Origin of the sequence: Spirulina sp. CS-785/01, assembly GCF_028330525.1 — a bacterium.
Classification (GTDB): Bacteria; Cyanobacteriota; Cyanobacteriia; order Cyanobacteriales; family Spirulinaceae; genus JAQMSD01.
Map to the genome: position 1 here is coordinate 1 of NZ_JAQMSD010000313.1, position 21694 is coordinate 21694.

The following is a 21694-nucleotide window of genomic DNA, read 5'->3' on the forward strand; positions in this document are numbered from 1 at the left end:
GAAATTGTAGAACGAGACACCGTTGTTTCAGACACTTGTGAGAGACATTTTCTCCCCCTCTCCCAAGGTTGGGAGAGGGGGTTGGGGGGTGAGGGCGACTCCAAACCGCCATATCTCGTTACCCACCTTGACAGGGCTGGTAATGCGGGGGTCATTTTCATTTTTAAATAAGAGTCCTTGGACTTGATTTTGGACTTGTTTTTTACGTTCTTCTGCGTCAACATACATGGAGCGAAACTTGTACAGGGTAAAGGTTTCGCCGTGAAGTCCATAGCGTTTTTGCCGGAAGAAAATCGGCCCTGGACTTTCGAGCTTGATTGCTAAAGCGATGGGGATGAATAACAAGGCAACGATCATTAAACCCACTAGACTGCCCAAGATATCTAGGAAACGTTTGAAGGTTGAGCGAGTTGAGGGGTGATGTTGCTTGTGATTCGTCTTAGTCGCAAGAGCAATTGGGGCGGATGTTGCTAAAGTCATGGTTAAATTTTCAATACTTTACAAATCAACGTCGGGAAGAATCGGCATGATGTAGCAGTCAGTACAATGCCTGAATCTATGCCCATGGATCGTTGCTAGAGACGGAGTTTTTCCAAATACAGCCCATTATTGAGAATGGCTAGTAATTCTGTATTTCAATAGTTATACGTAATAGAAATTGCGTATCAATCTAATTACGTAGAAAATCCCGTCCGTTGTTACCTATGCAACGGCAGCCAATTCAGGTTGTAGATACTGAAGGACAACATTAAGGGTTTCGGGTTTGAGCCACCCTTTGCGGACTGCCAATTCCCCAAAACGTAGTTCCACTTGGGATTGTTCTTCGAGAATGGTTTGAATTTGGCGATCGCTCAATAAAGCCGCCGATTTCAAGTATTGACCTAGCGGTTGTTGGTGGCCTTGATCAGTTACTCGAGGCAAATGTTCTACGAAGAAATCAATGGTTTGCTTGGGCAACCATCCTTGTTGTACTAAGAGTTCCCCAAAGCGTAAATGAGGATTTTGGCGTTGTAAGTTTAAGGTGGCTTCAACCTGTTCGAGGCTGAGTAAACCCGCCTGTTGTAACAATTGTCCGATGGGTTGGCTATGATGAGGGCGAAGTTCTACAACTTCTGGGGCCTCTTGGGGCGTGATCTCCCCTTTGACGAGGAGTTGTTGTACTGCCAACCACAGGAAGGGCGGAATGGTGGAGGTGTATCGTTTCCACAGACGTTGGGGTTCTTGGACTAGACGGTATAACCATTCCAGTCCGAGTTTTTGCCAGCGTTCGGGAGCGCGTTTCACTAACCCGGCATAGATGGCAAAGACTGCCCCAACTCCGCACATGACGGCGTTGATTTTCCCACGATGCTGGGCAATCCATTTTTCTTGCTTGGGACATCCCAAGGCAACAAAAACGACACCAGCACCGCTTTCATTGATGCGTTGAATTAATGCTTCGTCTTCGCTCTCGGTGAGAGGACGGAAGGGAAGCGGTTCCATGCCTGCGATCGCAAGTTTAGGAAAGTCTTGCTGTAGGCGTGTTTTCATGCGGTCTAAAACCGGAGTTTCTGACCCCACGAAGTACACGCTCACACCTTGCACTTGCGCTTGTGAACAAATCTCTTGGAACAAATCAGAGCCTGTCACGCGCTCTTGGCGTTTGTTCCCCAATAGCTTCATCATCCAGACCAGGGGCATACCGTCCGGTGTTGCCATATCGGCATTATGCAGCACTGTAGCAAAGTCCGCGCACCAATAGGCCTCCATGAGCATATGCACATTGGCGGCGTACACTGTTCGACTTTGATTGTGCTTTGCCCATTGCAGAATGGTCTGAATATGAGCCGCTTTGGATAATTGAGTAATGGGTGCGCCAGTTACGTTGACTTTTGGGACAATATGATTGCTATGTAACTGACCGGATTCTTGAGTCAGACGCTGCTGACTCAGCAAATAACCTATTCCGACCATGATTAAACCCTAAAAAAAGTAAAAACCTATTTCGTGAACTAAGGAGTATAGCGATCGCCTTTTGGCTCATTGACCTACCGTTCTCTAGTTGATTTCACTGAAACCTTTTGGAGAGGATAGGCTGAACCGTCAGCCATTTATCGCAACCCTTTAGTCCCTTCTACTTACGTAGTTATACTGAATATTTTTAGAAAAAGCAACATTTTTCAGTAAAAAAACTGAAGTGATTGATCCGGATAAAGCTCAAACGCTCATTTCCCTAGGAGGATGAGTTTCTAAAAAAAATCTAAACAAATCAGTATTTTACGCAAGCTCCACTAGAATTATAAGGATGTACCCAAGAAAATTAAAGTCTGAGCTACTCATCATCTAGTAAGTGTGTATTAATCTTTCTGGGTAGAGACTGAATATTGTAGAGATTGAATCTCTACTTGGACATATAATCAACAAAGCAATTCCGAAATCAGCTACCCAAAAATAAGCCGGAAGGGTGGTTAAGCCTTCCGGGGAAAGATAGGTTTTTACTTTTTTAGGGTTTAATCACCCTAGGGGACATTATCGCACACTTTGACCGTCAATTGGACGATTGCTGGTAAAAATTACCAGCAGCAGAAGTGGCAAATCCCCCCAACTTGTCTTTTTTTTGCTAAGAGATAAAAAAAGGCAATCCCCAGAATAATAAGCGTTTCAGCGTGATCCCTAGTGGGTTCATCCCTGAGTTATTCCTAAGAAAATCCGAGCCTTTTTAAATCTGCCTCCAACTGAGCTAAAAGTGGATACTGAGTCTGATCCTCATTTTGAGCTTTCTTAGGTGTATTTAAAGAAGGAACAGAAAGACCAAATAAATGCTTTTCTCCGAAATCAGGATGAGATGGATTTATCTTTTGTCCAGACTCTGTATTTTTGCGGTTCATCCCCCCAGCAAGAGACTCATCATTTCTTAGGGGAGACTCCTGAGACTGGCCATTCTGCTCTACAGACCCCTCCGCAGAGGGGAAAGACTGAAAAGTCGTAGCCTCTTGCTCTGATGCAGACTCTGGCGTTGGGGCAACGTCAGGAGGAGAAGTAGGAGCAACAAAACCTAGAATGTTGGGAGACTGGGGAGGAGAAACCGACACCTGAGAATGAGTGGAGGGTTGAGAAGAGTGATGAGTTTCGGGGGTTTGGGGAAAATTTTCACTGGTCAGAAACTTACCTCCTCCCGTTTCCACAACCGTGGGATTGGCTTGGGCATCATAGTCCCTAGTATATTGGGAAGGAGTCGAAGAGGTCTCCTTAGCCAGATTGGCCACCGCGCCTAAGATAGGCAAACCCGAAACCCGTAAATCATATAATGCCTGTTCTAACACCACCCGTTTCACGTTGCCCAACCCAGCCACTAGCACCATACCATTGGTATTAGCCGCAATCAATTGGGCATCGGCCAATCCCATCAGGGGAGGAGCATCATAAATGACTAAATCAAAGGTTTGGTGTAGGTGCTGCATCAGACTGTGCATTTTTTGGGAAGCCAAGAGACGGATAGGATCAGGAGGAATGGGGCCAGTGGAGAGAATATACAGATTGGCCTCAAAGGGCGATCGCTGAATCACATCCTCGGAAGACTTATCCGCCGTCACAATATCCGTTAATCCCACCCAATTATTCACCCCCATCCGTTGGTGAACTTGAGGCCGCCGTAAATCCATATCCACAATTAACACCCGACGATCCATCGTAGCCGAGGCTTGGGCTAAATAGGCCGCCACCGTTGATTTCCCTTCTGAGGGGGTGGCCGAAGTAATCACAAGGGAGCGCAGGGGATGATCCGAAACCAATAAACGAAGATTGGCCGAGAGAGAGCGAAAGGCTTCTAGGAATAACCGCGTATTGTGTTGAGGCGATGAAGTGGATATAGCCGACTTGAGGAAGGGAATCGGTAATTTTTGCAGTAAGGGTTTGACTCTTTCCCACAAGCTCACCCCTGGGCCTGACTCTAACTCTAGTTCTAAACGCTGTCCAGAGACTGCTCCGGATAACGAGAATGCGTCTTGGGAGGATTGGCCGTTCTGTTCAGGGGTTGGTTTCAACCAATCCGAGGCCGGGGAAGATTCGTCTAAATAGCTTTGTAAGGGAATGATCCCCAGGAGAGGGAGTTTGGCGGTTTGCTTCACTTCCTTGGCCGTATAGAGAATATTGCCCAACTTATCTAAAGCTAAGGCTGCACCACAGCCCAACATAAAGCCCAACACCGCACCGAGGAGTAAATTTTGCTTGGTACTTGCGACTGAGGGTTTGGGTTCTCCAATGTCTTCTAGGAGTCGCCAAGGGACTTCCCGTTGAGCCGCATCAATTCCGAGGGCTTCTTTTTTGACTAAAAATTGATTGAGATTTTCGGTGGCAATGGTTAAACGTCGTTCAATTTCAGTATATTCTCGATTGACAACGGATAATTGTTTCACTTGCTCATTGAGATTAGCGAGTTGTTCGGATAACGCGCGATCGCGGTCTTCCAACGCCCGAATCTGCGCCTGTAATTCCGCCATCACCTGCTCCCCTTCCCGACGCAGTAGCGGGATTAACCGTTCTCGTTGCTCTCGCAGCAGTTTCAACTCCGGACTTTCCTCCAGATATAAAGCCGACTGTTTCGCCATTTCACTATCCAGAGATTGCAGTTGATTCAGCAATTCTTGATAACGACCACTTTCTTTGAGTACCGAAGAAGCGGCCAACTCCGGCGGAGAGCTTGCTAACTCCGCCTGTAACGCCCGATAAACCGACTGCAACTCATCCAATTCAACTTCTGTCGTCAGTTTTTGTTCTTTAATCGTCGTAATAGAATTAGACAGTTGCGCTCCCGTGGTTTCGGGATCAACCAGATTATACTGTTGCCGTAAATCTTGTAAATTTTCTTGTAGGTCTTCCACACGACCCTCTAAACGGGGAAGCTGATCCTCCACAAAATCCAGACCTTGACGAACATCCGTCTGTCGTTCTTCTAAACTGTAACGGAGATAAGCCTGAGAAACCCCCTCTAAGACATCCTTGACCAAATCAGCATTGGAATGCTGAAACGTCACTTCCAGAATATTCGCGCTGCTCGTCTTGATGTTCAGATTCTTTTTCAGCTTGTCGTAATTGAAATTAGCATATTTTTCCTGTAGATTCTCCGCAACCGGCCCGAGAACTTCTGGACTCCGCAATAACTTAATTTTCGTTTCATCTAGAGTAAAACTTTCTGGCCCCTGCCGATTGGTCAAACTCCCCGATAGACTAGAAATGACTTGGTTTTCTACCGTAACTGGCTCAGTGAGAATTTCAAAACTGGCCTGATAAACAGTATCTTCTCGTAAGGCGACCAGATAGGCCGCAGACCCCATCAGCACACTCAAGCCACCAATGAGCCATAGATAACGACGCAGTGCTTCAACGAATCGACCGAGTTCGAGGCCACCTTCATCATCTTGATCCCATTGAGGAGTCTTGACAGTTACTTGTTGAGACGGGAGTTCACCCTGCATGGTCTAGTTATCCAAAACGGCATTTTTTCTCGATCTTGCCACATGAATCCGTTATTCAAATAAATTGAAAATGCGGAAGGGGATTAACAGAAAATTCAAAAGGCCACTAAAAGGCCGGGTGGCTTCGCTCACAGTATCGGCAAAACTGGACAAACCCGACGTATAGACAATAACGATATCTTCATTGCGTAATACGGGGTTTTGTTCCTCATTGATGCCTTGACTATAATCAATGGGCAGGGAGCGACGGCTGACTGTACCATCGGGGTTGAGACGGATGAGATCAACGCGACTTTCCCTCGCCCGAATGTTAAAGCCTCCGGCAGCTAAAATGGCTTGGTTGACAGGAGTATTAGGGGGGACTTGAATTGTACCGGGATTTTGTACTTCTCCCACTACATTAACGCGGATGCGATCGGGGGCAAAACTGGCGGTGGCCAGTTGAGAGGCTTCTTCGGGAGTTAGGGTTTCGGCACGGGGGACTAGGATGGTGTCCCCTTCTTGTAAAACGATATCTTGGCGAGCATCTCCAGCTTGTAATAACTCCCAAAGGTTGACGGTGAGGGTTTGTTGGTTTTGGTTGCTGGTGAGGCGACGCACCTGAATTTCTCGGATGTCGGCTTGGGGTTTAATGCCTCCGGCGGCCTGAATGGCCCGGGTGACGGTGGGGGATACTCCTTGTCCACCGCCGCTACCCCCAGGGACTCCCGCTTCTCTGGTGCGGGCCGTGCCGCCGACGGTGTAGGGGCCGGGGCGGAATACTTCACCAATGACGACGATGTTGAGGGGAGGGATACTTTCGGGGGCAAAGCTGGCGTTGGGGATGCGGGAGACTTCGGCAATGGTGGGTTGGGTGGCGGTGGGGATGAAGATGGTGTCTCCGTCTCGAACAATAGGGTCATCTTTCAGGTTGCCTGACTGTACAAGGTCCCAAAGGTTAAAGGTATAGGTTTGGTTGGGGTTGCGGGGGTTGCGGCGTTGAATTTCGACGCTGTTCAGGTTGGCGGTTTGGGTGATGCCTCCGGCGATTTGTAGGGCTTGGGTGAGGGTGGGGAATTGTGTGCCTTGGCGGTCGAGAATATAGGACCCAGGGCGGTTCACTTCTCCGGCAATGCCGATGCGGACAGGGCGGGGGGTGAGGAGGCGGACGGTAACGCTGGGGTTGCGGAGGATGCGGGCTTCTTCGTAGGCGGTGGCGATCGCTTTTTCGACTTCTGCCAAGCTCATTCCAGCCACGGATAACCGCCCCACACGACTGAGGTTCAGTGTTCCATCAATGAGGACTTCTTGTTCGCCACTATATTGGGGAATTTGAAAGATTTCCATATTAATGACATCTCCGGCCCCTAGGGTGTAGGGGTCTTCTTGGGGGATACCTGTGGGGGGTGGGGCGGCGGTAAAATTAGGCGGGGCAAGTTGTAGGCTGACTCTCGCTTGGGGGAGGAGTTGGGCGGTTTCGTAGGCGATAGCAATGGCATTTTCGGCTTCTGCGACGCTTAACCCTTCAACAAAAATAGGGCCAATGCCAGGTAATTCTAAGCTCCCGTTGGGAAGCACTTGATATTCTCCGCTATATTCGGGGGCTGGAAAAATATTCACATACACCCAATCCCCTGGGGTTAAAAATCGTGAATTTCTGGGTGTGGGAGAATTCCTCGGTGTTGGGGAATTTCTGGGTGTGGGAGAAGTCCTCGGTGTTGGGGGGGAAATATTAGTGGGGGAGGGGTTAAAATCAGGCAGTTGGGCTAATGTCCCGCCTCCCATTGTTAATGTAAGAGATGTTCCGACTGTTAAAGTTGCAGTATAACGGAGTAGTTTTAACATTGTTTGTTGGTTCTTGGTTATTGGTTCGTAAGCATTCCAGTATTAGTGATGGGTTGGTAGTAAACCCTTTAGGGCTTATTCTAACCTTGTTATTGGTTCGTAAGCATTCCAGTATTAGTGATGGGTTGGTAGTAAACCCTTTAGGGCTTATTCTAACCCTAATAGGGCGATGTGCTACTTTCTCCCACAGAATTATAAGACTCAGGGGTTTAAGCTATTTTAGCCAATCTATTGCTTCTTTAACTGCCGAAAATCAAGAGTTCTAAAAAGGTTGCACAAGATGTTACTACTATGACCCTTCAATATTGACATTAGTTGTTCTTGTTTTATTCCTACTTCTACTAATTTTTATCACTTGTTTAAAATATTATTATGCAAAATTTTGGCCAAGAAAATTTACAACATCAAGCCCCAATTTTTTTATTGTTCGATCTGTCAATTTATGGACATCATCCGGCTTATATTCAGCATTTAATTGAATATTGGGAGCAACAGCAATTCTCAGGTCATTTAGCGATTGTTGTCTCGCCTCAGTTTCTGGAGGTACATGGGGAGGTAGTGCAGTTTGCTCAAGGGTTAAAGTCTCAGAATATCCAATTTTATCCTATTACTTTAGAGGAAAAAAATGCTCTTAAATCTCGTGATTCTGCCTTGAGTCGGAATTGGCGTAACATTCAAGAATGGTTACTCTTTTGCCGCTATGCCAAGGCATTACAGGCAACACAGGGAATGATTTTATATCTGGATACCTATTTATTAGGGTTAGCGTTGGGGTTACGTTCTCCAATTCCGTTTTCTGGTATTTATTTCCGTCCTACGTTTCATTATCCGACGTTTTCTCACTATCAGGGTAGGAGTAAAGATCAATTACAGTTTTGGCGAGAAAAGTTTATTTTGTCTAGAGTTTTAAAACAAAAAAGGTTTAAGCATTTATTGTCTCTTGATCCGTTTGCAGTGGCGGTGACAAATCAAATATTTAATACTCAAAAAGCGAGAACATTAGCTGATCCGATTAGAATTAATGCAGAGGTGAAACTCTCGCCGCAAGCCTTAAAAGAACAATTCAATATTGACAATCAACGGACAATATTTCTCTTGTTTGGGGCATTAACTAGCCGTAAAGGGGTTGATCGCCTTTTGGATTCAATTCAATTTTTAAGCCCAGAAAGTTGTGAAGAAATTACTTTAATTTTATCTGGAGAAGCGAACCCCAAAAAACAAGAACAACTGAAATTGCAGGTGCAGCAGCTTAGGGTAGAAAAACCGATTCAAATTCTTGAAAATTATCAATTTTTACCCGAAAACGAAATTTTTTCCTATTTTAACCTCGCGGATATTGTACTTGCGCCCTATCAGCGTCATGTGGGGATGAGTGGGATTTTGTTGTGGGCCGCAGTGGCGGGGAAACCCGTGTTAAGCTCAGATTATGGCTTAATGGGGGAACTGGTGGAACAGTATCAACTGGGGATCACTGTTGATTCTACCCAATCTCGCGCGATCGCACAGGGAATTGAACACTGTTTACAAGAGCAAATTCTCTCAGATCAGCAAAAAATGCAAGCCTTTGCCCAAGCTAATGCGGCGGAAGAATTCGCTCGGACGATTTTTCGAGCCATGATGCAGCCATGAGATAATACAACTCAGAGGCTTTTGGTTGAGGATAACCGATTAGGAGCATCACCTAAAAAGATTGTCCAGAGTGAGGGGTATTGACCGATTTTTGGGCATTCTGAACGGTAGAAGTCCCAACTTATGGCCGTTGAATATCCCGAGAATGATCAGATAATGTCGCACTTTGGTCCGCCGCCACTCTAACAAAGGCTAGAGAATTTTGTACGCTAGATTTTGTAGGCTAGACAGAGAAAAATCATCAACATCAGGGTAGCACTTTTGTACTGGGGTAGCAGACTGTGGAGTAAAGTAGATGAAAATATTAGTGGTTGGTGATGGTCTTCTGGTGTCTCCTAGGTTGGGAGAACTCTTGAGTCAGCGAGGCCATGCCATTGATACAATTGAAGCCACACAAGTCACATTGGAATTGCGCAGACGAGACTATAACATTATTCTCTTATCGTTGACCCAATCCGCAGAACAGGGGATTATTATTTGCGATCGCTTCAAGCAGCTTTTCCCAAATAGTCTCATGGTGGCCCTAGTGTCGGAGCTTGCCCCCGACTACCTAGAGCAACTGCTACAAGCAGGAGCAGACAACTATCTCTTTCTCTCCTCCCCACCAGAAACCCTACAACTGCGCCTTTCTACCCTAGAACATCAAGCTCGTAAATACCGTAAATCGCTCAGTTCCAGTCGTCAAGGCTTAAACGGGTTTCGGGCCGCGGCCTTGCGGCAATTTCCCTACATTGCCAGTCACCATCTCCGACAAACCCTCATTCAAATCAAAAGACAACTCAACGAATTCCTCATTCAACCGCGACAGTCTCCCCTTGATCTCGATACCACCGACTATATCAGCGAAATCCTCAATCGAGCCAGACTAATGCAGCAACTCATCGAAGACTTGCTGCTCGACAACTCCAGCACCTCCCCAGAGTCCACCAGCAAAGTTCCCTCCACCCATCAAGATTTTATTATTCTTGACGAAAACCTCATTATTCAGGAGCATTCCGAAGGCATTCAACGTTATGCAGACGACGCAGCCCCCGTACAAAAAGGCGAGGACGTTCGTTCGAGTTTCCCAGAATTAACAGGCGTTGAACCGCTACTCTATGGCATTTTACGCCATGAACGAAAAGAGTATGAATTAACGGGGGTTGCGCGATTTTCTGACTTTAAATCCCCCATTTACTTTGACCTCTATGTTAGTAAATACCCCGAAACCTCATTCAGTAAAACCCAACTCATTGTGCTGTTAAATGATGCCACAGAGCGCATGATTTTTCAGCAAAAATTACTCCACAGTGCTAACGAAGCCCAACTCCTGCTGCGACGCTTAACCGCCACTCAGCATTATACGACCCAAATTATTAATTCCATGGCTGATGCCTTAATTGTCACCACCAAAAATGGAATTATCAAAAAGATCAATCCCGCCACTGAATATTTATTTGACTATGAAGAAGAAAAGTTAATTGGACAAGAAATTTCTAACTTAGTCTTAGACCAAAACTTTTTAGAAAAAACCGCCCAAGGAATTTCAATTTCCCAAGCAGAAGTCCCTTGTCAACAGCAAAATGGGACTGAAATTTCCGTTTCTTTCTCCTGTGCCATTATTCACACCGAAGAAGATACCCAAGAATTTGTTTATGTAGGGAGAGATGTCACCGAACGAAAACAGGCCGAAGCCCAAATTCGCCAACTCAATGCCTCTTTACAACAGCGCACTATAGAACTTGAAAATGTCAATGAAGAATTAGAGTCTTTCTCTCGTACCGTCTCCCATGACTTACGAACCCCCCTATCTCATATCGAATTCTTCACCGAAATGTTACAGGAAGAATATCAAGAATATTTAGATCAAGAAGGCCAAGATTATGTCATTCAAATTAGTAGATCTTGCCGACGGATGCGACAACTCATTCAAGATTTATTACAACTCTCAAGAGTAACAAGAACTGAATTAACCCTAGAAGAGATTAATTTAAGCGAATTAGCTGAAAATGTTTTTGAAAATATCCGAGTGAATGCGCCAACTCGTCAAGTTGATTTAAAAATATCCCCCAATTTATACGCGAAAGGGAATAAAGCACTCCTGCAAATTGTTTTAGAAAATTTATTAAGTAATGCTTGGAAATATACCAGCAAGCAAGAAGTCGCCAACATTGAAGTAGGGTTATGTATGATGCAACATTCCCCGGATGCTGAACCCACATTGACTTATTTTGTCCGGGATAATGGGGCCGGGTTTAGCATGGAATATACAGATAAATTATTCCGTGCTTTTGGCCGCTTACATTCTCAAACCGAATTTGAAGGAACAGGAATTGGGTTAACCACAGTACAGCGTATTATTCAACGTCATGGGGGGCAAATTTGGGCAGAAGGGGAAATTGGCAAAGGGGCGACTTTTTATTTCACCTTGGGGACGAATTCTGAGATGGCTTTGGCAGAAAATGCGAGTTAAGTTACCTTTATATGCCTTGGGTTTTAACCCAAGGCTAATAGCTAAAACCCGTTAAAACGGGTTGATATAGCAGTGTGCAATTGACGCTCCACGCTTTGAAAAACGTGGATTCTAAGCTGATAGCTGAATGCTTCCCAACCAACCACAAATAACCAACACAAACAACAAATTAATTATCCATTAAATTAAACTCCCTCATAAATCCCTAAAAGAATCAACCCCAACCCAGACACCCAACTGAGCCAATTTCCGGTTAATTGTCGGGTAGCCCATTTGCCGAGAAGCATTCCGCCGCCAATGGTGACTAAACTGGATAAAAAGCTGAAACTGCTGGTTAAGCCTGAATTTAACTCCGCAATTCCGGCCCCGATACCCGTTCCCCAATTGGTCACAGTTAACGCTAATCCTAATACAACAATGCGGGTGAAACTCAACTTATTTTTAGGCGAAGGGCGAGAAAAGTCTTGAGTTTCGTTGGTTTCTTCTTGATAGGCATTCCACAACACTCCTAACCCCATTAAAACAATAATTCCTGCTCCCATATCTTGGGCAAGATTCGGGTTTAAAAAGTCTTCTAACCAGTCTCCGACGGACATGGAAAAAAAGGTACTGACTCCCGATAAAGAGGCAATGAGAAGGTTTCCCCACCAACCTATGGTTAATTGTCGCATTCCGTAGGTCATCCCCACAGCCAAGTTATCGAGGTTGGTTGAGAAGGAGAGGAAAACGGAGGTTAAGATTGTTTCAAGGCCCATGGTTGGTTTTATTGCATTATAGGGATAGCGGAAGAAAGGGGAATCCACGTCCTTCTAGGGCGTGGAGTGTCAATGATATAGGGGACGCAAAAAAGGCACAGTGTTGCACTGTGCCTCATCTTAACAATACTTAATGTTTAAACGACGGCCATTTGGGGGGTTTCCCACCGTTCTACGGCCTTGCCAATAACGGCTAACTCTTGAATCAGATTTTCAAAGCGTTCTGGGGTGAGAGATTGAGGCCCGTCCGATAGGGCTTTTTGGGGGTTGGGGTGAACTTCGATCATCAGGGAGTCTGTTCCGGCGGCAATGGACGCTTTGGCCATGGCGGGAACGTACTCCCAGCGGCCTGTGCCGTGGCTGGGATCGAGCATAATGGGTAGGTGAGTTAAGGAACGCAATACAGGGACAACGGACACATCTAAGGTATTGCGAGTATAAGCGCGATCGTAAGTGCGAATCCCCCGTTCACACAAGATCACATTGGAATTTCCGGCGGCTAAGACATACTCAGCGGCCATCAACCATTCATCAATAGTCGAAGACATTCCCCGTTTTAGCAACACGGGCTTACTTTGGGCTCCGACTTTCTTGAGGAGGGGGAAATTCTGCATATTCCGCGCTCCCACTTGCAGGACATCGGCGACTTCGCCCACCTTATCTACATCGGCAGTATCCATTACTTCGGTAATAATGCCTAACCCAGAGGCTTCTCGCGCTTGGGCTAAGAGTCCTAACGCGCTTTCTCCGTGGCCTTGGAAGGCATAGGGGGAAGTCCGTGGCTTGTAGGCCCCACCCCGGAGGAATTTGGCCCCGGCTGCTTTCACCTTGAGGGCTGTTTCGACGATCATTTCTTCGTTTTCCACCGAACAAGGGCCGGCGACGATGACCACGGGATGGTTTTCACCAAAGGCGACTTTCCCGTTGGGGGTGTCCACCCACACTTCACTGGCTTCCCCGTGGCGAAACTCCCGACTTGCCCGTTTATACGGACGTTCTACCCGTAAAACACTTTCAATCCAAGGACTTAATTCTTGAATTTGTTCTTCATCGAGATTGGCGGTTTCTCCCACCAGACCAATGACTACCTTGTGTTGACCCACAATTTTTTCCGGTGTGAGTCCCCAGTTGGCAAATTCGGTACTGAGGCGAGTAACTTCGTCTTCGGGAGAACCAACTCGCATTACTACGATCATGAGAACATCCTCTATCTTTTATAGGTTTTCTTTGTATGTGGAATGCTGTGTCTGGAATATTATTGTAAGCCTTAGTCCAAAGCCTTTCTAGTTTCCTTTGGCTTCTCTGGCGGCCCGTCGGGCGGCTTGCCAACTTTGCCAGAGACGGCCTGCGTTGGTGCGGAATTCTTGGAAGCCAATCCAGCCTCCGGGACGGTGTTCATCCCAGGAGGTGGAGAGAATGCCATAACTCAATCCCCCAACTCCTAGGCCAAATAATCCTAGGGTGGCATAAAAGACTAATTCATTGGGGAGATCAACAATGCCCTGGGTTTTCACCCAGTAGAAGATAAAAAAGCTGACCAAGCCCAGGCCAGTGGGACCGCCGCAAAATAAAGCCATACGCCGCACCATCCGTCGGCTGACGGCCTCGGGAATTGCATTTAACGAGGCCGCTTCTTGGGCCGATTGTTGGGGGGTGGGCGTTTCAGGGGTTGGGGCAGATTTGGCCGCTTTTTTGCGCTTGCGACGGGGTTCAAAGGGCAAGCGATTCTCCTGGTCTTGGGGAGAGTCTTTGCCAACGCGCTTAGAGTCTGAAGCCATAAGTTAGAGGTAAACCATTAACGACGGATGCCAAGACGACGAATCAGTTGTTGGTAGTGTTCGTAGTCGTGTTTCTGCACATATCCTAACAACCGTCTGCGACGACCGATCAGTTTTAGGAGTCCCCGACGGGAGGAGTGGTCTTTTTTGTTGTTTTTCAGGTGTTGGGTTAAGCGGTTAATGCGATCGGTCAACATGGCAATTTGTACGTCAGATGACCCGGTATCGGTGTCATGGACTTGATATTCGCCGATCAGTTCTTGTTTCCGTTCTTGTGTCAGAGGCATGGAGTTTGATGATTTTTTCGTAAAATGCAGCAATCTCTTATTTTATCATGGTTCTTTGTTGTTTGTTCTTTGTTCTCCCCCATCTCCCGACTCCCGACTCCCGACTCCCCGTGTCTTGGTGGTTCAACCCTCAACTCTCAACTATCAACTCCCCCACTCCTAAAACCCGCCAACAATAAAATTAAAATTATGCGATAATTTGTAACAAAGATTTTAAGATTCCTAAGAATCGCAGGAACAATGAGCAACGAAAGCGAGGAGAGAACACTAGCAGAGCAGGCCCCGTCCCGTTATGAATGTCTCAGTTGCGGTTATGTCTATGAGCCGGAGAAGGGAGATGATAACGGAAACATTTCTCCTGGAGTTCCCTTTACGGACTTACCAGAAGGATGGCGTTGTCCCGTCTGTAATGCTCGCAAAGGACAGTTTCAGAATATTGGTGCATCCGGTGCGCCGTCGGGCTTTCAGTCTAATTTGAATTATGGGTTAGGGGTGAATCGTTTGACCCCTGGCCAGAAAAATTTGCTGATTTTCGGCGCTCTGGCGGCTGGTGTGTTATTTTTTCTAAGTCTTTATGGACTCAAGTAATTTAAGAATGAGTGGATTGGTGAGAACACTACAAAAAGTTTTAATAATCTGCGGACTGGCAGTCCTGTTAGTGGGGTGTAGTAATCTTGCCGATGTGAGCTATAACCCTTGGAAACAGGTGAATTTGCCGACAGATGAGGCCCTTGTGGATGTGGCGTTTACGGATGATCCCCAGCATGGTTGGGTTGTGGGCAGTCGAGCGACGCTGTTTGAAACGATGGATGGGGGCAAAAGTTGGCAACCCTACGAACTAGAGTTAGGGGAAGAAAAAGAGAGTTTTACCTCTGTGAGTTTTGTCGGCCAAGAGGGTTGGGTTGTGGGTCGTCCCTCGATCTTACTGCATACGGAGGATGGGGGCGAACATTGGACTCGCATTGCCCTGAGTGAAAAGTTACCGGGTTCTCCTTATAGTATTACGGCCTTAGGCGATGATGAGGCGGAGATGACCACGGATGTGGGGGCGATTTATCGCACTGACGATCGCGGTCAAACTTGGCACGCTTTAGTCCAGGATGCGGTGGGGGTTGTGCGGAATATTTCCCGCTCTCCCCAAGGGGATTATATTGCGGTTTCAGCCCGAGGGAATTTTTATTCGACTTGGCATCCGGGGGATGAGTCGTGGCAACCCCATCAACGTAATTCGTCTCGACGGTTGCAGAATATGGGCTATGGTGAAGATGATCGACGCTGGTTAATTGCTAGAGGGGGTCAGATTCAGTTTAGTGCCTCCGATGAACCGGAAGACTGGGATGAGGTAATTTATCCTGAACCGGGAACCAGTTGGGGATTGTTAGATGTGGCCTATCGGACTCCGGAGGAAATTTGGGTGTCTGGGGGAAGTGCTAACCTTTTGGTCAGTTTTGACGGAGGGGAGACTTGGGAGAAAGACCGTAAAGTTGAGGATGTTCCCTCGAATTTTTACAAAATTGTTTTTCTCAATGCCGAAAAAGGATTTATTTTAGGCGATCGCGGGGTTTTACTCCGTTATGAGCCTCCCACAGAAACTGCCGCGAAAGAGGCTTAGGGATTTCTGATAAAATTGGGGCGAGTTGGGGTTGTAGGAATGTCAAATGGTTCTTTATCATGTAAACTAAGGGATTAAGATTTGACAAACTCAGTTGAGAAAATAGAACTGAGAAAATAGAACAGAAAAAATAGAACACAAAGAGGAGAGCATTAATTTATGTCAGGAACAACAGGAGAACGGCCATTTTCTGATATTATCACCAGTATTCGCTACTGGGTGATTCACAGCATTACTATCCCGATGCTGTTTATTGCGGGTTGGCTATTTGTCAGCACCGGATTAGCTTATGATGCTTTTGGGACTCCTCGTCCGAACGAGTATTTCACCCAAGAGCGTCAAGAATTACCCATTGTTTCTGATCGTTTTGAAGCGAAAGAACAAATTAAAGAACTATCGGGTCAAAAATAGACTTGTCAAGAATACACTTGTCAAGAATACGACTTGTCAAGAATGCACTTAGCGGGTTAACTCTAAGAAGATGTACTCTAAGAAGATGTACTCAATGAGTCTTAACCGCAAGAGTTTGCTTTGTTGGTTTTAGCTGTTTAGAAAACAAGTAAAATGACTGGAAATAATCCTTCTTCTAATGAGCCTGTTTCTTACCCTATTTTTACCATTCGTTGGGTAGCGGTTCACACCTTGGCGATTCCGACCATCTTTTTCCTCGGTGCGATCGCAGCTATGCAGTTCATTCAACGTTAATTTAGAATATCGCGGAGGATATCATCATGGACAGATCACCGAATCCGAATAAGCAACCGGTAGAACTAAACCGGACATCCTTATTCTTAGGATTATTGTTGATTTTTGTGTTAGGAGTGCTGTTTTCCAGCTACTTCTTTAACTAAGTGGAATTGAATGTAACTGTATTTGGAGAGGAGAAAAGACAATGTTTGCAGATGGACGTATTCCCCTGTGGTTAGTGGCTACCATTGCCGGACTCGGAGCAGTGGCCATTCTAGGGATTTTCTTTTACGGTTCTTATGCGGGAGTCGGGTCTTCCCTGTAAGACTGGCTTTTCTTAGAAGAAAAAGAACATAAAAACAAGAAAACCGCTAGTTTCAGCTTAGAGACTAGCGGTTTTGGATGGAGGTACGGTTTCAAAGTAAAGGTTGGAGACGTTCGATGAGTTGGGGAGTTTGCACCACTCCCTCAATGCGCTCTGCTTCTTGTCCATTTTTGAACAAAACTAGGGTAGGGAGAGCCTCAATTTGATATTGTGAGGCGAGTTTGGGGTACTTGTCTGTGTCGATTTTGACCACTTGCACGCGATCGCCCATTTTCTGACTCACCTGTTCGAGAATGGGAGTCATCATTTTACAGGGGCCGCACCAAGTCGCGTAGAAATCCACTAAAACGGGTTTCGGGGTGGTGTTGAGTAAATCTTGAAAACTCGAAAACTGTTTTTTGACGGCCATAGAATAGACAGGTTGAAATGAGAGGGTTTGCGGAGAACTGATTCCGAATAATTTGATCTTAGTGCAAAATTCAGAGATTGTAGAGGATGCAAATCTTGAGAGAAGTTTAATCTATGGAACGTTTACCCGAATCAGTTCAAAACTTGCGCGATCAGGTAGCCTTAGTGACGGGGGCCTCACGGGGAATTGGTAAAGCGATCGCATTATCTCTGGCCAGTGAAGGGGCTAAAGTGGTGGTGAATTATGCGCGATCGAGCGAGGCCGCAGATCAGATTGTCAGTAAAATCGAGGCCGCAGGGGGTAGCGCGATCGCGCTACAAGCAGATGTCTCCCAAAGCGAAGACGTGGACACCCTTATCAGTAAAACCAAAGAGCAATTAGGCCGTATTGACATATTAGTAAATAATGCCGGAATCACCCGTGATACCCTGTTATTACGGATGAAGTTAGAAGACTGGCAAGCAGTAATTAACCTCAACCTCACCGGAGTATTTCTCTGTACCAAAGCAGTGAGTAAATTAATGCTCAAACAGAAAAGTGGGCGAATCATTAACATTGCCTCCGTTGCAGGACTCATGGGCAATCCAGGCCAAGCCAATTATAGTGCAGCAAAAGCCGGAGTTATTGGCTTTACCAAGACGATTGCGAAAGAAATGGCCAGTCGAGGAGTAACAGTGAATGCGGTTGCACCTGGTTTTATTGAAACCGATATGACCAAAGAGGTAAAAGCCGAGGAAATTTTAAATTATATTCCCTTGGGCCGTTACGGAAAACCGGAAGAAATTGCCGGAATGGTACGCTTTTTAGCCGCCGATCCCGCCGCCGCCTATATTACGGGACAAGTCTTTAATGTGGATGGCGGAATGGTAATGTAAGGTTTTTTTGTTCTTTGTTCTTTGTTCTTTGTTAAAAAGGGAACAGGGAACAGGGAACAGGGAATAGGGAATAGGGAATAGTAATTAATTACCGATTACCGATTACCGATTACCGATTACCGATTACCGATTACTAATTACTAATTACTAATTACTAATTAACGATATCGCTCTAACCAGCGTAATAGGGGTTGAAAAAGATAATAACTGAGTCCCAAATAAAAACCCATCATTAACCCTGTCACCGTAAAAAACCCCATCGTTAGATTGAGATTAGTAAACGAGAGAATCTTGTTTTGGAGGAAAGGGGGAGAAATACCAGTCCAGTGTAAAAGGTGGGTGAGAGTGAATCCTGTGCCTAAAATAGCAATGAGACTGTGTAACCAGAGATAGGCAGAAAACCCTAGACTCCAAGTGACTAGAAAAATAGCGATCGCCAGCATAAATCCCAATCGAAACTCCAGAGGAATCGGCAACCCTAACCAGAGTAATCCCGCGATCGCATAACTAAAAAACCCCACCACCCCCGGCCACAAAGGATAGTTGCGTTGGCCATAACTCCCGGCCATCGCTAATCCTAACCCCGTCCCCAACCCGGCCACCGCTAACCCCAACAACTCCGAAGACACCATCCCCCCCAACGGTTTAGCGAATAACACCTGATTCAGAAACCCCGCAAAATCTTCCCCCAACGGAGAATGAGACACCAACACCACCCCCACCCCCGATCCCATCATTGCCCCAACCCCGCCAAAAATCGTCTCTCGCACCGTTGCCAAGGTAGCCCACCCAAACTGCCTGATCCCCAACCAAACCGCCTTTCTGAGCCGCACAAGCCCCGCAGAAGCCGTTTTGCGTCCCTGCTGTACCTGTTCCTTAAACCGTTGCCACCTCACCTTCAACCCTTGGGGAGTTGGAGAAGGTTTGGGGGGACGAATTCCCGACAACTTCCCCAATAACCGTTTTAACTCTTGGGCCGACTGAGGACGGTTATCCGGTTGGGGATGGGTCATCATATCCAGTAAATCCGCAAATGCAGGAGTAATCTGAACATATTGTCGCCAAAATAACTGACCACTGTGCAAATCTTCTAATTCCATGGGATGCTGTGCAGTTAATAGGTGAATCATCGTTCGTCCTAACGCAAAGATATCCGCATTGGGGGCCACTCCCTCCCCACTCATTTGTTCTGGGGGACTATATCCAGAAGAAAATAACCGAGTAATACTGCTTTGGGTTTTAATTTGTTTGGCCCCTCCAAAGTCAATTAACACCACTTTACCCCCTCCCCATCGTCCTGTTGAAGACCGAAACATGATGTTAGAGGGTTTAATATCTCGATGGATAATGTGCTGTTTATGGAGAACGGCCAAAATATTAGTAATTTGCTTTAACCAATCATAGACTAAAACTTCCGGACATCCTTGGGGATATTGGTTTTCTAATAGTTCTTCGAGGGTATGGCCTTTTATATACTCCATTACTAAACAATGGAGTTTTCCTTTTGGGGTTTTGGTGGTAAAAAGACTCTGTTTTCCGACTTTGGGGACTCCGGGGTGATCGAGACTTTGTAGGACTTTTGCTTCTTGATCAAAGAGTTGAATGGCTTTATCTTTGGTAATGGTTAAAACTTTGAGGACTTTTTCTTTCTTTTTCTGTTCATCCCACACTACATAAATTGTAGCAAATCCCCCTGATCCCAAGCGATTAAGCGCGATATACCGTTGGTTTAAATGCAGTTGTGTCCCACACCGTTGACAAAATTTATTATGTCTCGGTTGCGGATAAGGTAAAGAGCAGTTAGGATTAATACAGTGAATAGCAGACACAGTTTTTAATGGATAATTAATAATGGATAATTAATAATGGATAATTAATAATGGATAATTAATAAGCTGTTGTGCATTTAAATTGGTATGTGATAGGAGGGAACAGGGAACAGGGGACACTGGAACAGGGGACACTGGAACAGGGGACACTGAAACAGGGGACAGGGAACAGGGAAAGGGATTAGAATATTTTTTGCTCACATGAAGAAATCCAGTTTAAAATTTAAAAGTGTTTTACCTTAGTTAGTTGCTATAGTTAGTTGCTATTCCCTGTTCTCCGTTCCTTATTCCCTTGTTCACAAACAACCAAGCACCAAGCAAAACCAAAAATCACTTCCCAATCATCCTTTTAATTAAAATATCCCAAAGTTGTGCGATCGCCATTTCAATTTTAGATACCACCTCATCAAAAAAATTCAGGACTTTTTCGAGGGGATGTTGGACATATCCGAGGGGTTGTGACTCGGTTTCGATCCAGTCGGGAGTATAATGGGGATCACCCCCTTGGGAAGACGTGGCCATAGTTGCAGGGTTTCGCATTTCTAAGGTGGAGTCTCCAGGAGATGAGGAAAGATGCTGTAATTCAATATAAAGTTCCTCATCCACCTCCGAAGGAGAGTGAGGAAGGGACGCATTAACCGCTTCAGTATTATCATAAAGGTCTTCCCAGACTAACCACGGATCATGATTATTCTCCGAGGAAACGGTATCGGGAGGAGAGGAAACCATAGTCATGTCAGAGACTCCCAAGAATGCGTTGAACGAGGAACGCACCATTGATTTTAAGCGAAAATTGAGGGTTTGGGGGACTTCTTCCGGGGTGGGGGTTAACCAGTCTTGGACCGTTTCACTGAGGGTTTGTTGTCGTTGCTCTAATTGAGCAAGGGCGGCATCTAATTGGTATAATGCCCCCGTGGGAGGCAGTGTGGAGAAGTCAATGTTGCTGCGTTCGGGGAGATAGGGGAGAGTCGGAGACACCACAGGAATTAAATCTGCTTCTCCAAATAAATTGGTCGTAACGGCCACTGGACTCTGTTGCAACCAGCGCATGGTGTGCCAAAACCAACGTAGGGGCGGTAATATTTTCTTATTCTGGGCTAAATTATCGGGAATTAAAAAGCGTTGTTCTCGGATTCGTAACTGATGTTGCTGATACGCATAATCACTAATTTCCCAGAGAATGCGTTGTTGGAGTTGGTGTTGTTGTTCTGGGGTTAGGAGATCACAGGGTTGATTTTCTCCTGTAATTAACACCAGTTTACGGGAGTCGAGACAACTGGCCACTCCTTGAATGACAGTTATTTTGGTTTCGTTGTCTGAAGCGGTCCAGAGGGGAGAAAAGTGGGGTTGTTGCACCATTAACCCTGATTCTTGTTCCACCCAAGGAGACAATGCTTTGAGGGTATGTTGAATGGGGAGATCAGTGGAGGGGTGGGGGTTGTCGGAGGTACTTGTTGCATGGGGGAGTGCAGGAGGAGAAAAGACTTGTTCAAGTTTTCCTGCGATCGCACGTCCCGTTTGCGCCAACACATAAAAGGGATAGAGTAAAATTTGGATACTCCAGATCACCCCGACTTTCAGCGATCGTACCATTTGACTGGCGCGATCGCCCCACAAAATACGCCGACGATTCAAATGGTTAAACAAGCGACTTTTATAGGGTTGGGGAGAAGAGGCCATAATTAAAACCAACGATCCAGTCTCTTAATTTTCTCATGTTGGTTTGTTTTTGTTCTTTATTCTTGGTTCTTTATTCTCCCCCATCTCCCCCATCTCCCC

General features: G+C 46.0%; 20 protein-coding genes. 9 read left to right on the top strand and 11 right to left on the bottom strand.

Features of this window, described 5'->3' with window-relative positions; translation table 11 throughout:
• Positions 1-27 precede the first annotated feature (27 nt).
• From PN462_RS20610 to PN462_RS20625, 4 genes are all read right to left on the bottom strand, one after another.
• Entirely contained in the window at positions 28-480 is a 453-nt protein-coding gene (locus tag PN462_RS20610; RefSeq protein ID WP_272130723.1) for a sugar transferase, read from the bottom strand.
• Between the two features lie 222 nt (positions 481-702).
• Positions 703-1953, bottom strand: a complete 1251-nt coding sequence (locus tag PN462_RS20615; protein ID WP_272130724.1) for a WecB/TagA/CpsF family glycosyltransferase — start codon at positions 1951-1953, stop codon at positions 703-705.
• Between the two features lie 725 nt (positions 1954-2678).
• The gene (locus PN462_RS20620; protein WP_272130725.1) at positions 2679-5453 is read right to left on the bottom strand and encodes a GumC family protein; all 2775 of its coding nucleotides are present in this window, start codon (positions 5451-5453) and stop codon (positions 2679-2681) included.
• A 51-nt stretch (positions 5454-5504) separates the two neighbouring features.
• Positions 5505-7277 carry a polysaccharide biosynthesis/export family protein gene (locus PN462_RS20625; protein ID WP_272130726.1) on the bottom strand — a complete coding sequence of 591 codons (1773 nt, stop codon included), beginning with the start codon at positions 7275-7277 and terminating at the stop codon, positions 5505-5507.
• Positions 7278-7649: 372 nt separating this feature from the next.
• Between PN462_RS20625 and PN462_RS20630 the strand changes: the two genes are divergently transcribed.
• Positions 7650-8906 (top strand): glycosyltransferase family 4 protein, encoded by a 1257-nt coding sequence (locus PN462_RS20630; protein ID WP_272130727.1) that lies wholly within the window; start codon positions 7650-7652, stop codon positions 8904-8906.
• Positions 8907-9201: 295 nt separating this feature from the next.
• The gene (locus tag PN462_RS20635; protein WP_272130728.1) at positions 9202-11358 is read left to right on the top strand and encodes an ATP-binding protein; all 2157 of its coding nucleotides are present in this window, start codon (positions 9202-9204) and stop codon (positions 11356-11358) included.
• 185 nt (positions 11359-11543) lie between these two features.
• Here PN462_RS20635 and PN462_RS20640 read toward each other — a convergent pair whose 3' ends face one another.
• The 4 genes from PN462_RS20640 to rpsO all read right to left on the bottom strand — a co-directional run bounded on the left by PN462_RS20640 (position 11544) and on the right by rpsO (position 14178).
• Positions 11544-12113 (bottom strand): manganese efflux pump, encoded by a 570-nt coding sequence (locus tag PN462_RS20640; RefSeq protein WP_272130729.1) that lies wholly within the window; start codon positions 12111-12113, stop codon positions 11544-11546.
• A gap of 137 nt (positions 12114-12250) precedes the next feature.
• Positions 12251-13309 carry a 3-deoxy-7-phosphoheptulonate synthase gene (aroF, locus tag PN462_RS20645; protein ID WP_443029245.1) on the bottom strand — a complete coding sequence of 353 codons (1059 nt, stop codon included), beginning with the start codon at positions 13307-13309 and terminating at the stop codon, positions 12251-12253.
• Positions 13310-13396: 87 nt separating this feature from the next.
• Positions 13397-13891, bottom strand: a complete 495-nt coding sequence (locus PN462_RS20650; RefSeq protein ID WP_272130731.1) for a PAM68 family protein — start codon at positions 13889-13891, stop codon at positions 13397-13399.
• A 17-nt stretch (positions 13892-13908) separates the two neighbouring features.
• Complete coding sequence (rpsO, locus tag PN462_RS20655; RefSeq protein WP_272130732.1) at positions 13909-14178, bottom strand: 30S ribosomal protein S15; 270 nt, start codon at positions 14176-14178, stop codon at positions 13909-13911.
• Positions 14179-14418: 240 nt separating this feature from the next.
• Here rpsO and PN462_RS20660 point away from each other — a divergent pair, with 240 nt between their 5' ends.
• The 6 genes from PN462_RS20660 (at position 14419) to PN462_RS20685 (ending at position 16802) form a co-directional block, all read left to right on the top strand.
• A complete protein-coding gene (locus PN462_RS20660; protein ID WP_272130733.1) occupies positions 14419-14766 on the top strand; it encodes a rubredoxin in 348 nt (115 codons plus the stop codon).
• 7 nt (positions 14767-14773) lie between these two features.
• Positions 14774-15790 (top strand): photosynthesis system II assembly factor Ycf48, encoded by a 1017-nt coding sequence (locus tag PN462_RS20665; RefSeq protein WP_272130734.1) that lies wholly within the window; start codon positions 14774-14776, stop codon positions 15788-15790.
• A 159-nt stretch (positions 15791-15949) separates the two neighbouring features.
• On the top strand, positions 15950-16201 hold the full coding sequence (psbE, locus tag PN462_RS20670) for a cytochrome b559 subunit alpha (RefSeq protein ID WP_272130735.1): 252 nt from the start codon (positions 15950-15952) through the stop codon (positions 16199-16201).
• A gap of 153 nt (positions 16202-16354) precedes the next feature.
• Complete coding sequence (gene psbF, locus PN462_RS20675; RefSeq protein ID WP_272130736.1) at positions 16355-16495, top strand: cytochrome b559 subunit beta; 141 nt, start codon at positions 16355-16357, stop codon at positions 16493-16495.
• Between the two features lie 26 nt (positions 16496-16521).
• Positions 16522-16641: a photosystem II reaction center protein L gene (locus PN462_RS20680; protein ID WP_272130737.1), complete on the top strand. Its 120-nt coding sequence runs from the start codon at positions 16522-16524 to the stop codon at positions 16639-16641.
• Positions 16642-16682: 41 nt separating this feature from the next.
• Positions 16683-16802: a photosystem II reaction center protein J gene (locus PN462_RS20685; RefSeq protein ID WP_272130738.1), complete on the top strand. Its 120-nt coding sequence runs from the start codon at positions 16683-16685 to the stop codon at positions 16800-16802.
• 91 nt (positions 16803-16893) lie between these two features.
• Here the strand turns inward: PN462_RS20685 and trxA are convergent, their stop codons facing one another.
• Positions 16894-17211: a thioredoxin gene (gene trxA / locus PN462_RS20690; RefSeq protein ID WP_272130739.1), complete on the bottom strand. Its 318-nt coding sequence runs from the start codon at positions 17209-17211 to the stop codon at positions 16894-16896.
• Between the two features lie 113 nt (positions 17212-17324).
• Here trxA and fabG point away from each other — a divergent pair, with 113 nt between their 5' ends.
• Positions 17325-18086 carry a 3-oxoacyl-[acyl-carrier-protein] reductase gene (gene fabG, locus PN462_RS20695; RefSeq protein ID WP_272130740.1) on the top strand — a complete coding sequence of 254 codons (762 nt, stop codon included), beginning with the start codon at positions 17325-17327 and terminating at the stop codon, positions 18084-18086.
• A 158-nt stretch (positions 18087-18244) separates the two neighbouring features.
• Here fabG and PN462_RS20700 read toward each other — a convergent pair whose 3' ends face one another.
• Both PN462_RS20700 and PN462_RS20705 read right to left on the bottom strand, forming a co-directional pair.
• Positions 18245-19915: a serine/threonine protein kinase gene (locus PN462_RS20700; RefSeq protein ID WP_272130741.1), complete on the bottom strand. Its 1671-nt coding sequence runs from the start codon at positions 19913-19915 to the stop codon at positions 18245-18247.
• Positions 19916-20245: 330 nt separating this feature from the next.
• Positions 20246-21595: a hypothetical protein gene (locus PN462_RS20705; RefSeq protein WP_272130742.1), complete on the bottom strand. Its 1350-nt coding sequence runs from the start codon at positions 21593-21595 to the stop codon at positions 20246-20248.
• Between the last annotated feature and the right edge of the window lie 99 nt (positions 21596-21694).

Coding starts and splice junctions, on each gene's coding strand:
- PN462_RS20610 (WP_272130723.1), bottom strand. CDS start 480: ATGACTTTAGCAACATCCGCCCCAATTGCTCTTGCGACTAAGACGAAT.
- PN462_RS20615 (WP_272130724.1), bottom strand. CDS start 1,953: ATGGTCGGAATAGGTTATTTGCTGAGTCAGCAGCGTCTGACTCAAGAA.
- PN462_RS20620 (WP_272130725.1), bottom strand. CDS start 5,453: ATGCAGGGTGAACTCCCGTCTCAACAAGTAACTGTCAAGACTCCTCAA.
- PN462_RS20625 (WP_272130726.1), bottom strand. CDS start 7,277: ATGTTAAAACTACTCCGTTATACTGCAACTTTAACAGTCGGAACATCT.
- PN462_RS20630 (WP_272130727.1), top strand. CDS start 7,650: ATGCAAAATTTTGGCCAAGAAAATTTACAACATCAAGCCCCAATTTTT.
- PN462_RS20635 (WP_272130728.1), top strand. CDS start 9,202: ATGAAAATATTAGTGGTTGGTGATGGTCTTCTGGTGTCTCCTAGGTTG.
- PN462_RS20640 (WP_272130729.1), bottom strand. CDS start 12,113: ATGGGCCTTGAAACAATCTTAACCTCCGTTTTCCTCTCCTTCTCAACC.
- aroF (WP_443029245.1), bottom strand. CDS start 13,309: ATGATCGTAGTAATGCGAGTTGGTTCTCCCGAAGACGAAGTTACTCGC.
- PN462_RS20650 (WP_272130731.1), bottom strand. CDS start 13,891: ATGGCTTCAGACTCTAAGCGCGTTGGCAAAGACTCTCCCCAAGACCAG.
- rpsO (WP_272130732.1), bottom strand. CDS start 14,178: ATGCCTCTGACACAAGAACGGAAACAAGAACTGATCGGCGAATATCAA.
- PN462_RS20660 (WP_272130733.1), top strand. CDS start 14,419: ATGAGCAACGAAAGCGAGGAGAGAACACTAGCAGAGCAGGCCCCGTCC.
- PN462_RS20665 (WP_272130734.1), top strand. CDS start 14,774: ATGAGTGGATTGGTGAGAACACTACAAAAAGTTTTAATAATCTGCGGA.
- psbE (WP_272130735.1), top strand. CDS start 15,950: ATGTCAGGAACAACAGGAGAACGGCCATTTTCTGATATTATCACCAGT.
- psbF (WP_272130736.1), top strand. CDS start 16,355: ATGACTGGAAATAATCCTTCTTCTAATGAGCCTGTTTCTTACCCTATT.
- PN462_RS20680 (WP_272130737.1), top strand. CDS start 16,522: ATGGACAGATCACCGAATCCGAATAAGCAACCGGTAGAACTAAACCGG.
- PN462_RS20685 (WP_272130738.1), top strand. CDS start 16,683: ATGTTTGCAGATGGACGTATTCCCCTGTGGTTAGTGGCTACCATTGCC.
- trxA (WP_272130739.1), bottom strand. CDS start 17,211: ATGGCCGTCAAAAAACAGTTTTCGAGTTTTCAAGATTTACTCAACACC.
- fabG (WP_272130740.1), top strand. CDS start 17,325: ATGGAACGTTTACCCGAATCAGTTCAAAACTTGCGCGATCAGGTAGCC.
- PN462_RS20705 (WP_272130742.1), bottom strand. CDS start 21,595: ATGGCCTCTTCTCCCCAACCCTATAAAAGTCGCTTGTTTAACCATTTG.